This is a genomic window from Arthrobacter sp. P4_F11 (assembly GCF_056401395.1).
Map to the genome: position 1 here is coordinate 232,683 of NZ_JBFUJK010000002.1, position 13,287 is coordinate 245,969.

13 protein-coding genes are annotated in these 13,287 nt (G+C 66.6%); 9 read left to right on the forward strand and 4 right to left on the reverse strand.

What is annotated here, in order from left to right:
- Positions 1-27: 27 nt before the first annotated feature.
- Positions 28-627, forward strand: coding sequence for a recombination mediator RecR (gene recR, locus AC1DRO_RS04060; protein WP_018774392.1), 600 nt, complete (start codon positions 28-30; stop codon positions 625-627).
- Between the two features lie 595 nt (positions 628-1,222).
- Positions 1,223-2,575 carry an aspartate kinase gene (locus AC1DRO_RS04065; protein WP_476949926.1) on the forward strand — a complete coding sequence of 451 codons (1,353 nt, stop codon included), beginning with the start codon at positions 1,223-1,225 and terminating at the stop codon, positions 2,573-2,575.
- A 213-nt stretch (positions 2,576-2,788) separates the two neighbouring features.
- Here AC1DRO_RS04065 and AC1DRO_RS04070 read toward each other — a convergent pair whose 3' ends face one another.
- On the reverse strand, positions 2,789-2,983 hold the full coding sequence (locus AC1DRO_RS04070; RefSeq protein ID WP_043436631.1) for a hypothetical protein: 195 nt from the start codon (positions 2,981-2,983) through the stop codon (positions 2,789-2,791).
- 143 nt (positions 2,984-3,126) lie between these two features.
- Positions 3,127-3,351, reverse strand: a complete 225-nt coding sequence (locus tag AC1DRO_RS04075; RefSeq protein WP_028278007.1) for a hypothetical protein — start codon at positions 3,349-3,351, stop codon at positions 3,127-3,129.
- A 118-nt stretch (positions 3,352-3,469) separates the two neighbouring features.
- Between AC1DRO_RS04075 and AC1DRO_RS04080 the strand changes: the two genes are divergently transcribed.
- The 4 genes from AC1DRO_RS04080 to AC1DRO_RS04095 are packed head-to-tail and all read left to right on the forward strand — an operon-like array spanning position 3,470 to position 5,893.
- Positions 3,470-3,958, forward strand: coding sequence for a MarR family winged helix-turn-helix transcriptional regulator (locus tag AC1DRO_RS04080; RefSeq protein ID WP_476949994.1), 489 nt, complete (start codon positions 3,470-3,472; stop codon positions 3,956-3,958).
- A 27-nt stretch (positions 3,959-3,985) separates the two neighbouring features.
- Positions 3,986-4,567, forward strand: a complete 582-nt coding sequence (locus AC1DRO_RS04085) for an SSI family serine proteinase inhibitor (protein ID WP_476949927.1) — start codon at positions 3,986-3,988, stop codon at positions 4,565-4,567.
- Positions 4,536-5,516 carry a 3-methyladenine DNA glycosylase gene (locus tag AC1DRO_RS04090; RefSeq protein ID WP_476949928.1) on the forward strand — a complete coding sequence of 327 codons (981 nt, stop codon included), beginning with the start codon at positions 4,536-4,538 and terminating at the stop codon, positions 5,514-5,516. The genes AC1DRO_RS04085 and AC1DRO_RS04090 overlap by 32 nt, the downstream gene beginning before the upstream one ends.
- Entirely contained in the window at positions 5,513-5,893 is a 381-nt protein-coding gene (locus AC1DRO_RS04095) for a serine protease inhibitor (RefSeq protein ID WP_476949929.1), read from the forward strand. The genes AC1DRO_RS04090 and AC1DRO_RS04095 overlap by 4 nt, the downstream gene beginning before the upstream one ends.
- Before the next feature lie 91 nt (positions 5,894-5,984).
- Here AC1DRO_RS04095 and AC1DRO_RS04100 read toward each other — a convergent pair whose 3' ends face one another.
- Positions 5,985-9,122 carry a S8 family serine peptidase gene (locus tag AC1DRO_RS04100; RefSeq protein WP_476949930.1) on the reverse strand — a complete coding sequence of 1,046 codons (3,138 nt, stop codon included), beginning with the start codon at positions 9,120-9,122 and terminating at the stop codon, positions 5,985-5,987.
- 331 nt (positions 9,123-9,453) lie between these two features.
- Entirely contained in the window at positions 9,454-9,639 is a 186-nt protein-coding gene (locus tag AC1DRO_RS04105; RefSeq protein WP_028278002.1) for a hypothetical protein, read from the reverse strand.
- A gap of 276 nt (positions 9,640-9,915) precedes the next feature.
- On the opposite strand from AC1DRO_RS04105, the gene purS reads away from it, so the two are divergent.
- The 3 genes from purS to purL are packed head-to-tail and all read left to right on the forward strand — an operon-like array spanning position 9,916 to position 13,257.
- The gene (purS, locus tag AC1DRO_RS04110; RefSeq protein ID WP_018776110.1) at positions 9,916-10,167 is read left to right on the forward strand and encodes a phosphoribosylformylglycinamidine synthase subunit PurS; all 252 of its coding nucleotides are present in this window, start codon (positions 9,916-9,918) and stop codon (positions 10,165-10,167) included.
- Between the two features lies 1 nt (position 10,168).
- Positions 10,169-10,927: a phosphoribosylformylglycinamidine synthase subunit PurQ gene (purQ, locus tag AC1DRO_RS04115; protein ID WP_026539321.1), complete on the forward strand. Its 759-nt coding sequence runs from the start codon at positions 10,169-10,171 to the stop codon at positions 10,925-10,927.
- Complete coding sequence (gene purL, locus AC1DRO_RS04120) at positions 10,924-13,257, forward strand: phosphoribosylformylglycinamidine synthase subunit PurL (RefSeq protein ID WP_476949931.1); 2,334 nt, start codon at positions 10,924-10,926, stop codon at positions 13,255-13,257. The genes purQ and purL overlap by 4 nt, the downstream gene beginning before the upstream one ends.
- Positions 13,258-13,287 lie beyond the last annotated feature (30 nt).

Sequence of the window (13,287 nt, forward strand, 5' to 3'; positions counted from 1 at the left end):
GCCCTACTCCAAACGAACGAGGACATTGTGTACGAAGGCGCAGTTCAAGAGCTGATCGACGAGCTCGGACGCCTTCCCGGAGTGGGGCCTAAGTCCGCCCAGCGGCTGGCCTTCCACATCCTCGAGGCCGATCCCCAGGACATGAAGCGGCTTGTCGATGCCATCACCACAGTGAAGGAACGGGTCAAGTTCTGCACGGTTTGCGGTAACGTGACCGAGCAGGAACTGTGCAACATCTGCCGTGACCCGCGCCGGGACCCCACGGTGATCTGCGTCGTCGAAGAATCCAAGGACGTCCTGGCGGTGGAACGCACGCGGTCCTTCCGCGGCAGGTACCACGTCCTGGGCGGCGCGATTAATCCGATCGCCGGGATCGGTCCGGAACAGCTCCGGATCCGTGAATTGCTGACCCGGCTCAACGACGGCGCCATCCAGGAAATCATCATCGCCACCGACCCCAACCTCGAGGGCGAGGCAACGGCGACCTATCTGGCCCGGATGCTCAAGTCGATTGGCATCGCCGTCACCCGGCTGGCGTCCGGCCTGCCCGTAGGCGGGGACCTGGAATACGCCGACGAAGTCACGCTCGGCAGGGCCTTCGAGGGCCGCCGCAACGCCCTGAGCTGACGCACTCGTGGCCGCCGCGGCGGCGACACCCGAGCTCCCCCGCCCGGCCCGATGGACATGTCCGGCGCCCACGCCCGGGAATGGACACAATGCCCTCATGCCCACTCCAGCCCGCCAAGAATGAGCATGTCCCGCGGAAACACTGAGCATGTCCATTCCTGACCCGAGCTCCCCCACCCGGCCCGATGGACATGTCCGGCGCCCACGCCCGGGAATGGACACAATGCCCTCATGCCCACTCCAGCCCGCCAAGAATGAGCATGTCCCGCGGAAACACTGAGCATGTCCACTCCTGACCCGAGCTCCCCCACCCGGCCCGACGGACATGTCCAGCGCCCACGCCCGGGAATGGACACAATGCCCTCATGCCCACTCCAGCCCGCCAAGAATGAGCATGTCCCGCGGAAACACTGAGCATGTCCACTCCTGACCCGCAGCACTGGGCATGTCCGGTAGAGACAAACCCGGAGTGTCTGCCATTCGGTCACAATTCAACGGCGCGGGCGGCACGGCGATAAACTGGGGTGAGAAGTTACGCCGTCGCGCCGTTTGGTTGCCTGGCCCAGAACCCCGATGATCCAGTGAGGGTGCGCGAATGAGTTTGCCCACTACCGAAGTCCAGCCCGGATCGCAGACGTTGCCCGTCTCGGCCGCCGCTACCAAGCACCTTGTCGTGAAGAAATTTGGCGGTTCCTCGGTGGCGGACGCAGAAGGCATCAAGCGCGTCGCCCGGCGGGTGGTGGACGCCCAAAACGCCGGCGACGAGGTGGTCGTGGTGGTTTCCGCCATGGGCGACACCACCGATGAGCTCCTTGACCTCGCCGGCCAGGTCACCGATTCCGCGCCCGCCCGCGAGATGGACATGCTCCTCTCCGCCGGGGAACGAATCTCCATGGCGCTGCTGGCCATGGCCATCAACAAGTTCGGCGCCTCGGCCCAGTCCTTCACCGGTTCCCAGGCCGGCATGATCACCGACGGCATCCACGGCAAGGCCCGGATCATCGACGTCGACCCGCACCGCATCCGCACCGCCCTGGACAAGGGGCACATCGCGATTGTGGCCGGGTTCCAGGGCATGAGCCACACGACGAATGAGATCACGACGCTCGGGCGCGGCGGTTCGGACACGACGGCGGTGGCCCTCGCCGCGGCGCTTGACGCCGATGTCTGCGAGATCTTCACCGACGTCGACGGCGTCTACACGGCCGATCCGCGCGTGGTCGCGTCGGCCCGGAAGATCGACCGCATCTCCAGCGAGGAAATGCTGGAACTGGCCGCGTCCGGCGCTAAGATTCTGCACCTGCGCTGTGTTGAATACGCCCGCCGCTTTGGGGTGCCCCTGCACGTCCGTTCCTCATTCAACCAGAACGAAGGCACCTGGGTTCTCCCCGGCGCCGACGACAAGATCACGACTCAAGAGGGAGTTGCCTTGGAGCAGCCAATCATCTCCGGTGTGGCACACGATCGGTCCGAAGCCAAGGTCACGGTTGTCGGCGTACCTGACATCCCCGGCAAGGCAGCGGCGATCTTCCAGGTCATCGCGGACGCCCACTCGAACATCGACATGATCGTCCAGAACGTCTCCACCCACGGCACGGGCCGGACCGATATCTCCTTCACGCTCCCGATCGTCGAGGGTGCCGAGGCCCTGGCCGCCCTGCACGCCGCGCAGGACCGGATCGGCTTTGAGAGCATCGAATACAACGAGAAGATCGGCAAGCTTTCGCTGATCGGCGCCGGCATGCGCTCGCACCCGGGTGTGTCCGCCCGCTTCTTCGCGGCCCTCTCCGAGGCCGGCATCAACATCAACATGATCTCCACCTCGGAGATCCGCATCTCCGTGGTCACCCACGCGGATCTGCTCGACGACGCCGTCCGCGCCATCCACAGGGCGTTTGACCTCGACAGCGAGGACGAGGCCACGGTCTACGGCGGCACCGGCCGCTAGCCGCACCTGCGCATCCGGGCGGACCCGGACCGCATAAAGACGGGGAAGGGAGCGGCACCTGCCGCTCCCTTCCCCGTCTCCGCCCGTCGTCGGCCGCTTCCCCACAGCTCCGGCCGCATACCCACGTTTCCGGCCGCGTACCACGCGGCCGCCCAGGATGCCCCCGGCATCCGGGGTCCCCCGGAACCGTCGGAACCGGCGAAGCGGGCCTCGTCAGACCTCTTCTTTCCCGAGATCCGTTTTCCGGACAGCGTAGTGGTGTCCGTGGTCGTCCGTCTCGACTTCGAAACCTGCCAGGTCGTCTTCCGAGGCGTGCTCGAAGTCGTCGTGCTTGTGAACTACAGGCGCCGCGGTGTCGCCTCGATTTGCGGGCCCGAACAGCAGCCTCAGCTTGTCGGTCTTTTCCATGAAAGCTCTGACAGCACGTGTCACTAGTCCCACCCCCTTTCCTCGTCCCGGATGGTTCAGGATGCTGCACAGCGGTGTGTCAGTGCCCTCATTTTACGCCCGGCAGCGGGAAATGGCTCGGGTGGGGTGGCGCTAAAAGGGACCTAGCGCAGGGATTTGTCGTCAGGGTTTCGAGGCACCACATAAGTGCTGCCGTCGGGCCGGTGCAAGGTCTCCCACTGTTCAGTTTCAGCCTGCCGCGCCGCCAGCAGCCGCCTGTTCTGGTCGGTCATCTCGTGGCCGAGTGAACTGCGGTTGGCCGGCCCGAACACGGCCCGGAACTTCCCGGTGGCCCGCATGAACCGCTCGACGGCATTTTCCTTGGCCATGGCTATCCTTTCGTGGGAGCAAGACAATGCTCCCAGTGTACGCTAATCATTAGTGCACTAATCATTCGAAGGAGTCGGTGTGACCGAAGGAACCCCAGCAATCCAGGACAGGCACGTCATGCCGGGAGCGCATGGAGCCCAGGACTCGCAGGCAGCGCAGGACGACCTCCTGCTGGAACAGCAGCTCTGCTTCGCCCTGACGGTGGCCTCCCGCAGCGTCGTAGGCGCCTACAAACCCGTCCTGGACAGGCTCGGCCTGACACACCCGCAGTACCTCGTCATGTTGTGCCTTTGGGAAGCAAGCCCCCGGTCGGTCCGCGACATTAGCGAGGCCCTGGCCCAGGAGCCGGCAACCATCTCGCCGCTGCTGCGCCGCCTCGAGACGGCCGGCTTCATCACCCGCCAGCGGATGGAAGGCAACGAGCGCACCCTGGATGTCCGGCTGACGCCGCGCGGCACCGCCCTTCGGGAGCAGGCCACCGAAGTCCCGGGCATCATGATGGCCCGGCTGGGCCTGACGCGTGAACAGGTTGGCCAGCTGCACGCCACCATGATGGACCTGATCGCCGCCACACGGCCCGGCCCGGACGACGCGCCCCGGCGGTAGACTGGGCAAAACAGAGGAGGACTGCTGATGCGCACGCAATCGGGCCGCCCGGCACTTGTCCTGGCGGCCGTCCTGATGGCCGTGGCCGGATTGACCGCCTGCACGCCGAACGGCGGTCCCACACCTTCCCCCTCCCCCAGCACGACGACGGGCACCCCCTCCAGCCCGTCACCCACAGCGCCGTCGGGCTCGCCGTCCCCGGAGACGGAGACGACGTCACCGGCACCGTCACCCTCCGCGGCCCCGCTGCCGTCCGGACCGGGTAAGGGCAACGCCGAACTCGCCATCATGGTCAAGCCGAACGAAACCGGCACCGCGGCCAACTTCACGCTGGTCTGCCAAAACGGGGTTCCGGCGGCCGAAAGCCAGCACCCCAACGCCGCCGCCGCGTGCATCGCCATCAAGAACAATCCGGCCATCCTCAGCCCCGCCCCGCCCGCCAAGAACCAGACCTGCACCCAGCAGTACGGCGGCCCGCAGGTGGCCACCGTCACCGGCGTCGTGGATGGCAGGGCGGTTCAGGCGAGCTTCAGCCTGACAAACGGCTGTGAAATCGCCGCCTGGAACGCCGCCAAAGATGTTCTGGGCTCATCCGGCGGGGCGAGCTAAGCCCTTGCACCTTCAGCAGGAAGAGTGGTTGCCGCGCCAGGTCGCCCACGTCCAACGTGTCCGCCGCTACGCGGACCCCTACCTCGAGCGGCGCTCCGCCGGCCGGAAGCACCCGGTGGAGGACTTCCTCTTCACCTACTACACCCAGAAGCCCGGACAGCTGCTGCGCTGGCACCCGGGCGCCGGCGTCGTGCTCTCCGGCCCCGAGGCTGAAGCGCGGACCGGGTGGAAGTATTACCGCGCGGCCGACGCCGCAGAACTCGCGGCCGCCGGGCTGCCGGCGGAGTCGCCGGCAGTGACGGTCGACGTCGACGCCTTCCTGAGGGAGCGCCGGGAGGCACTGCAGTTCGCAGGGATCATCCTGGCCGGGACTGCCGCGCGGCCGGCCCAGTTCGGCTGCTTCGGACTGCACGAGTGGGCCATGGTCTACCGGCAGGACAAGTTCGATCTCCGGCACGAGTACCTGCAGCTGCGGCTCGGGTCCGGGCGCACCGACGAGGTGGTGGAGGAGAACCGGATCCGGTGCTCGCACTTCGACGCCTTCCGCTTCTACACCCCGGACGCCGTTCCGCTGAACAGCATGGTTCCCAGCCGGGAGAACCAGCGCGCCATGGACCAGCCGGGCTGCCTGCACGCCAACATGGACCTTTACAAGTGGGCCTACAAGCTGTCCCCGTTGCTGCCCAGCGAGCTCGTCATGGACTGTTTCGAACTCTCGTGGCGGATCCGGGCCATGGACATGCGGGCATCGCCGTACGACTTGCAAGAGTGGGGCTATCCCGCCATCAGGATCGAAACACCCGAGGGCAAAGCGGCGTACGTTGAGTACCAGCGGGCTTTTTCAGCCGAATCACAAGTACTGCGGCAGCGGCTGTTGCAGGAGCTCGCTCCCCTGTTCCAGTCGATGGGTTCCGGCCCTGCCCCCGAACGCACGGAAGGACAGCAATGACCGCCACTCACGAGCGTCACAGCCACCACGACATCGATCTCACCGTCCGGCTGGCGGAGGCCCCGGAAGCGCCGGAGTACACCTTCCGCCTGGCGGCCGACGGCGGCAGCGTCGCCCCGGCGTCCACGCTGCCGGATTCGGCGGCCGCCCTCGCGGCGGTCACGCGGCACGGCGAGGACATCTTCTTTCCCAAGCCGGGACCGCCGAAGATGTGCACGCAGCAGTACGGCGGTCCGCAGGTCGCCGTGGTGACCGGCTGGTTCCTGGGCCGGGAAGTCCACAGCACGTTCAGCCGCACCGATGGCTGCGAGATCGCCCGCTGGCGTGCCATGGCGCCGCTGCTGGGCGGGGTTGCAGGCTCCACCGGCGCAATCTGAGCCACGCGGAACCTCGCAGGCGTCACGAGACAGCAATGGCCGGCGGTGCGAACCGCCGGCCATTGCCTCTGCTATAAGGGTTGAGCCGCGCCTAGATGGCGTTGTTGGGGCGCTCAAGCTCCTGGTGCTGGAACTTGGACTGCGCGGCCGCGCCTTCCGAGGTCGGCGCCACCGAGGCAGCTCCTGCAGCGTTCACGACGACGGTGACGAACGTCGGCTCGCTGGCACCGGCAAAGGTGATCCGTCCAATGTAGGAGCCGGGCTTAAGGCCGGTCCAGTTCAGCGTGATCTTGCCTGTTTCACCGTTCGGCAGCACCAGAGGGTTCGGCGTGATGGTCGCATTGTTCTCGTTGGCACCGAGAACCGCGGCATCAACGCTTGCCTTCGTGGTCTTGCCGCCCGGGCTGGAGTACAGGTTCGCGTAGATCGTGTACGAGCCCGCAACGGGATCCGCAATCGAGAGCGTCTCGCTGGACGACGACGTCGCCACCTGCTCGACGCCCTGTGGCGTGACCACCCACATGTCGAAGTCCGAGGCCGGGTCAGAGGAGATGACCGAGAACTTGGCCAGCGGAGCACCCGCCGGGACGTTCACAGTCTTGACGAACGTCGAGGCATCGGCGCGGGCCGCGAACGGGCCGGGAACCAGCTCCACGGCAGAAGAATCCGCCTTGGACAGGCCGTCCAGCGTCATGTTGACGGGCGAGTTGGTGCCCGACACAACGCTGATGTCGCCCGAGCCCGTGCCGGATTCGGTGCTGAGGAAGACATCCTTCGCGGCGACGACAGACTGCGGCCGGACTGCGATCGGCGAGGTGACGGTCTTGCCTGCGCCCTCCCAGCTCAGTGAGCCCATGGCGAACTTGCCCAGGGCAGCGCTCGTGTTTTCAAAGCTGACCTTGACGGTCTTCTTCTCGCCAGCGGCCTTGAAGTTCAGGGCCGCCGGAGCCACATTGACCTGAATTCCGGGTACATTGGCTTTGACTTTGTAGACGCCCGGAGTCAGAGCGGTCAGGGTCCGGGTCACGGTGATCTTGCCGGTGAGGTTGCCCAGCGAGAAGGACGGGACGTTCATGTCCCGCGGCAGGGTGCTGGACGGCAGGCCGAGGTTGATCCCCGTACCCTGTATGAATTTCCAGTAGTCCCCTTCGTTGGCGTCGTAGGCAAGACCCGGATCGACCATGCGTGCCGGATCCACCTGGCCGGCACCGGTGGCGAGGACGTCGGTGTTCTTGGAGCCGTCGGCGTTCACCACATTGCCTGCCGTGGTCATCATGGCGGACTTGACCGTTGCAGGGGACCAGGTCGGGTTCTTGCCCAGGAGCAACGCGCCGAAACCGGCAACGTGCGGTGCCGCCATGGAGGTGCCGGACAGGAAGCCGAACTTTGCACCGTCAGCGCCAATCGGCGACACACCGGCCAGGACTGCAACACCCGGCGCAGTGACGTCCGGCTTCAGCAGGTCCGAGTCGGTGGCCAGCAGCGGGCCTCGGGAGGAGAAGCCGGCAATCTGCGGCTGCGCCTCCAGCGGCAGTCCGGTCGTGTCCTTGTTAACAAGAGACACCTTGATGTCCGGGGCGGCGGTTACCTTGGCCTTGATGGCCGCGGTGGCCGGCGGGTTCACGTGGACGGTCGGGACAGCGTGCTGATCGGTGTCCAGCGAGGAATTGCTCAGGTTCACCAGGATCATGCCGACGCCGCCACCACGGGCAACCTCGGCGCTCTTGGCGACGCGGTCGACAACGCCGCGGTCGCAGACGACGACCTTGCCGGCGACCTTCGCCGGCTCCAGGGTGCCGGGGCCGCACAAGGCCGGGCTGGTGCTCCCGGCGGCTGCTGCGTTGGCAGCCAGCACCACGCCGGCGTCCTTGACTTCCTTGTTCATGATGCTGGCGCCGCGGAACTTGGTGCCGTCTGCGAATTCAACAGTGCCTTGAAGCTCCTGGGAGAAGCTGCTGGCCGCAACCGTGGTGACCCAGGGGCCGCCGTGGTTGACAGTGCTCGCCGTCGGACCGGAGTTTCCGGCCGATGCTGCGACGAAGATGCCTGCGGAGGCAGCGTTCAGGAAGGCAATCGAGACCGGGTCGATAACTGACGTCGCAGAACCGGAGATCGAGTAGTTCAGCACGTCGACGCCGTCTTTGATGGCCTGTTCGACGGCGGCAACGGACGAGGAGCTGTAGCAGCCGCCCGTGTTGGGGTCGGTGTCTTCCCAGCAGACTTTGTAAACGGAGAGCTTGGCGGCCGGTGCGATGCCGCTGGTCAGGCCGAAGCTGCGCCCGTCGACGAAGGTCTCGACGTTGGCGTTGCCCGCCGAGGTGCTGGCCGTGTGGGTGCCGTGGCTGGCGACATCGACCGGGGACAGCAGTTCTTCCGGAGCACGCTCGGCCGGGGGCACGAACTGCAGGAAGTCCTCGGCGAAGTAGTGCGCGCTCAGGACCTTGGAGTTACAGGCAGAACCGTCGAAGTCCTGGCCCTTCTGGCACTCACCGATAAAAGTGTCGCCGTCGGACTTGAGCATTGCGATCTTGCCGTCCGCCGTCCTGTACGGCACACCGACGACAGGCTTGCCGACGAGGGGCTTGACCTCTTCCCCGGCGAAAAACGCACTGGACGGGGTGTAGCCGGTGTCGATGACGCCGACGACGACGCCCTTGCCGGCGCCGTTCTGGCCGCCGAACTTCGTGTTCCAGGTTCCGTTGGCCCCGCTGAGCTTCAGGAAATCGGTGCTGGAGTAGTCCGGAGCGTTTTCCGTGTCAGGGGCAACCGTCAGCACGCTGGGGTCCTTGGCCAGTTTGATGGCCTGATCCGCGGTGAGGTGTGCGCTGAATCCGTTGAGGGCAGCAGTGAACTGCCGATTGATCTTGACGCCCTGTTTGCCGGCCACCTGGGCCTGCTTCTGCTCCAGGTGCGCCTGGTACTTCTTCACTTCAGCTTTGTTGGCATCCAGCTTCTTGCCGGGCGCAGGCTTGGTGGCTGGCATGCCGGCCGTCCCGCCGTCATACGTGGCTGCCGCTTTCTCGGTCAGGACAACGATGTAGCGGCCGTCCTTGTAGTTGTTCGGATCAACATTCTTCTGTGCGACGCCGGCTACGGCCAGGCCTTGCCCCGGGGCCGCATTGGCGGGGGCGATCGCGATGCTGGACAGAAGAACCGGCAAGCCCAGGGTCAGTGCCGCGGCCCTCCGGAGTCCCCCGCTTCGAAGGAAGCTCTTTCCTGGTGATGTCACGAGTGTTCGAACCTTTCGTAAAGGAACGGCCCGGCTTCAAGGCCGGGCCCAACGGACTGGCGGGAACTCACCGGGCGGTCGCCCGGCCAGCCCCCACGGATACCAGCCGATTCATACAGTACAGACTGAGAGCGAGATATGACATAGGTCACTGAGGGGTATTTAAAATTTGTCACGCAATACGACACGACGCGATGGGGACGTCGCTGAACTGCGTCAATTGGTACTTCCGGCCCCGCGCGGCCGCACCCCTGCGGTACCTCGCCGCGGGGGGATCCGGCCCGTCATGGTCCGCGGGCCTACCGTGGCCTCCAGGCGGACTGCCGCCAGCCTACTTTCGCGGAGTCCGGACCACGTCGCTGATCCATGCGCGGGTCTTCTCATCCAAGGGCCCGGCCACCTTGGTCGCCTTCGCCGCACGGTCGGCCTTGATCTTCTGGAGGACCATCCGGCCCAGCCCGGCGAACACTGCGACGGCCACAACAGACAACACCACGGATTTCGGTTTCTCAGCCATGCGCACATCCTACTGACCCGCGGTAGCCCCGACCATAGGGCGCAGCCGCCCCCGCGACGCCATTTCTCCAGCTCAAGGACTTCGCCAGGGAGGCCGGGTTCACACTCCCAGCTGCGAATACGGCCGGACGCGCGGTGGCCGGTAGAATGGGCATGCAAGCTCGCGGAGCGCCCTTTCACGCTGCATTCACCAGGCAGTCCAACACACAGCGGATCGGCGTGAGACGGCACCACTCCGCTGCGCCCTTACCCAACGCTCACGCACAGGAGTTGCCGGATGCCCCGGATCGTTGTCGACGTCATGCCCAAGCCCGAGATTCTGGACCCGCAGGGGAAGGCCATCGTCGGTGCTCTGCCCCGGCTGGGCTTCACCGCTTTCAGCTCTGTCCGCCAGGGCAAGCGCTTTGAACTCACGGTCGACGGCGAGGTGACCGAGGAGATCCTGGCCCAGGCCCGCGACGCCGCGGAGACCCTGCTGTCCAACCCGGTCATCGAAGACGTCGTCAACGTCGAGGTCGTTGAGGCCTGAAATGACTGAACTCCCCCTGATCGGCGAGGCCGTCGCCGTCGCCGCCAACCCCAGGCTCGCTGGTGCGAAGATCGGCGTCGTCACCTTCCCCGGCACCCTCGACGACCGCGACGCCGCCCGTGCGGTCCGTCTGGCCGGCGCCACCCCGGTGGAGCTCTGGCACGCCGGCACCACCCTGGGTGACGTTGACGCCGTCGTGATTCCCGGCGGGTTCTCGTACGGCGATTACCTCCGCGCCGGCGCGATCGCCCGCTTCGCGCCGCTGATGTCCAAGATCATCGACGCCGCCAATTCCGAGGCCAAGCTGCCCGTGCTGGGCATCTGCAACGGCTTCCAGATCCTGACCGAGTCGCACCTGCTGCCCGGCTCCATGATCAAGAACGACCACCTGAAGTTCATGTGCCGCGACCAGGTCCTGCGCGTGGAGAACAACACCACCGCCTGGACCGGGGACTACGCCGCCGGCCAGGAAATCACCGTGCCGCTGAAGAACCAGGACGGCCAGTACATCGCCGACGAGAAGACCCTGGACGCGCTCGAGGCCGAAGGCCGCGTTGTGTTCCGCTACGTCGGCTTCAACCCGAACGGCTCCCGCCGCGACATCGCCGGCATTTCCAACGCCGCGGGCAACGTGGTGGGCCTCATGCCGCACCCCGAGCACGCCGTGGAGGCCGGCTTCGGTCCCGAGCTCGGCTCCGGCACCGAGGGCCTCGGGTTCTTCACCTCTGTCCTGAACAAGATCGTGGGAGACAACAAATGACGGAGACACCCGCAGTGGCGGCACCCGCGGAGACCGCCCGGAAGTTCAACATCGACACCGTCGAGAACGCGGCCAAGACCCCGGACACCGAACTCCCCTGGGCCGAACTGGGCCTGAAGCAGAACGAGTTCGACGAGGTCGTCAAGGTCCTGGGCCGCCGCCCCACCGGCGCGGAACTCGCCATGTACTCGGTGATGTGGAGCGAACACTGCTCCTACAAGTCCTCGAAGAACCACCTGCGCCAGTTCGGCGACAAGGTGACCGAGGAAATGAAGAAGGACATGCTCGTGGGTATCGGCGAAAACGCCGGTGTCACCAACCTGGGCGACGGCTGGGCCGTGACGTTCAAGATCGAGTCCCACAACTCGCCGTCGTTCGTGGAGCCCTACCAGGGCGCCGCAACCGGCATCGGCGGCATTGTCCGCGACATCATCTCCATGGGCGCCCGCCCGGTAGCGGTGATGGATCCGCTGCGCTTCGGCGCCATTGACCACCCGGACACCGCCCGCGTCATGCACGGCGCCGTGGCAGGGATCGGCGGCTACGGCAACTCGCTGGGCCTGCCCAACATCGGCGGCGAAATGGTCTTCGACTCCGTCTACCAGGGCAACCCGCTGGTGAACGCGCTGGCCGTCGGCGTGATGCGCCACGAGGACATCCGCCTCGCGAACGCCTCCGGCAAGGGCAACAAGGTGGTGCTGTTCGGTGCCCGCACCGGCGGCGACGGCATCGGCGGCGCCTCCGTGCTGGCCTCGGAGTCCTTCGATGACACCAAGCCGTCCAAGCGCCCCGCGGTCCAGGTGGGCGACCCGTTCGCCGAGAAGGTCCTGATCGAGTGCTGCCTGGAGCTGTTCAAGGGATCCCTGGTGGAGGGCATCCAGGACCTCGGCGCCGCCGGCATTTCCTGCGCCACCTCCGAACTTGCCTCCAACGGCGACGGCGGCATGGAAGTCGAGCTGACCTCCGTCCTGCTCCGCGACCCCACCCTGACCCCGGGCGAAATCCTGATGTCCGAGTCGCAGGAACGCATGATGGCCGTGGTCACCCCCGAGAACATCGCCGCGTTTGAAGCGGTCATGGACAAGTGGGCGGTGGAGTACTCCTGGCTGGGCGAGGTGACCGATACCGGCCGCCTCATCATCACGTGGGAAGGCGAGGTCATTGTCGACGTCGACCCGCGCACCGTGGCACACGACGGTCCGGTCTACGACCGACCCTATGCCCGCCCCGACTGGCAGGACGCCGTCCAGGCCGACTCCTTCACCGGGTCCGTGCAGGACGCCGGCCGCCCCTCCGCCCCGGCGGACCTGGCCGCCGCCATCACCGAACTCGTCGCCTCCCCGAACATGTGCGACAAGTCCTGGATCACCAAGCAGTACGACCGCTACGTCGGCGGCAACACCGCCATGGCGTTCCCGGACGACGCCGGCGTGGTCCGGGTGGACGAGGAGACCGGCCTCGGCGTGGCACTGGCCACCGACGCCAACGGCCGCTACACCTACCTGGACCCGTACCACGGCGCACAGCTGGCCCTGGCCGAGGCCTACCGCAACGTCGCCACCTCCGGTGCTGTGCCGATGGCCGTCAGCGACTGCCTGAACTTCGGCTCCCCCGAGGACCCCGACGTCATGTGGCAGCTGGCCGAAGCCATCCGCGGTCTGTCCGACGCCTGCATGGTCCTCGGCATCCCGGTCACCGGCGGCAACGTCTCGCTGTACAACCAGACCGGGACCACCCCCATCCATCCCTCCCCCGTGGTGGCTGTGCTGGGCAAGTTCGACGACGTCGCCCGCCGCACGCCGTCGGGCTGGAAGGAAGACGGCCAGGCCATCTACCTCCTCGGCACGACGGCGGCAGAGCTGGACGGTTCGGAATGGTCGAACATGCGCGGACACCTGGGCGGCCTGCCGCCGAAGGTTGACCTCGACGCCGAGCGCGAACTGGGCCAGATCCTAATCAACGCCTCCCGCGACGGCATGGTGGATTCCGCCCACGACCTCTCCGAAGGCGGCCTCGCCGCGGCCCTCGTGGAGTCGTCCCTGCGCTACGGCGTGGGCGCCCGGATCGCCCTGCAGGACGTCCTGGACCGCGACGGCGTGGACCTGTTCACGGCGCTGTTCTCCGAAACCCAGGGCCGCGCCGTCGTCGCTGTGCCCCGCTCGGAGGAAATCCGCTTCACGGACATGTGCACCGCCCGCGGCTTCGCGCACGTCCGGATCGGTGTGGTGGACGCCGAGGGCGGCACGCTGGAGATCAACGGCGTCGAGACCATGAACCTCGACGCGCTCCGCGAAGCCCACGAGGCGACCCTGCCGAAGTACTTCGGCTAGTCCCCACCCACCGCAGCCCTAGTTCCATCG

Coding starts and splice junctions, on each gene's coding strand:
- AC1DRO_RS04080 (WP_476949994.1), top strand. CDS start 3,470: ATGCCGGGAGCGCATGGAGCCCAGGACTCGCAGGCAGCGCAGGACGAC.
- purS (WP_018776110.1), top strand. CDS start 9,916: ATGCCCCGGATCGTTGTCGACGTCATGCCCAAGCCCGAGATTCTGGAC.
- AC1DRO_RS04075 (WP_028278007.1), bottom strand. CDS start 3,351: ATGGCCAAGGAAAATGCCGTCGAGCGGTTCATGCGGGCCACCGGGAAG.
- AC1DRO_RS04090 (WP_476949928.1), top strand. CDS start 4,536: ATGTTCTGGGCTCATCCGGCGGGGCGAGCTAAGCCCTTGCACCTTCAG.
- AC1DRO_RS04105 (WP_028278002.1), bottom strand. CDS start 9,639: ATGGCTGAGAAACCGAAATCCGTGGTGTTGTCTGTTGTGGCCGTCGCA.
- AC1DRO_RS04085 (WP_476949927.1), top strand. CDS start 3,986: ATGCGCACGCAATCGGGCCGCCCGGCACTTGTCCTGGCGGCCGTCCTG.
- AC1DRO_RS04070 (WP_043436631.1), bottom strand. CDS start 2,983: ATGGAAAAGACCGACAAGCTGAGGCTGCTGTTCGGGCCCGCAAATCGA.
- purL (WP_476949931.1), top strand. CDS start 10,924: ATGACGGAGACACCCGCAGTGGCGGCACCCGCGGAGACCGCCCGGAAG.
- AC1DRO_RS04065 (WP_476949926.1), top strand. CDS start 1,223: ATGAGTTTGCCCACTACCGAAGTCCAGCCCGGATCGCAGACGTTGCCC.
- AC1DRO_RS04095 (WP_476949929.1), top strand. CDS start 5,513: ATGACCGCCACTCACGAGCGTCACAGCCACCACGACATCGATCTCACC.
- purQ (WP_026539321.1), top strand. CDS start 10,169: ATGACTGAACTCCCCCTGATCGGCGAGGCCGTCGCCGTCGCCGCCAAC.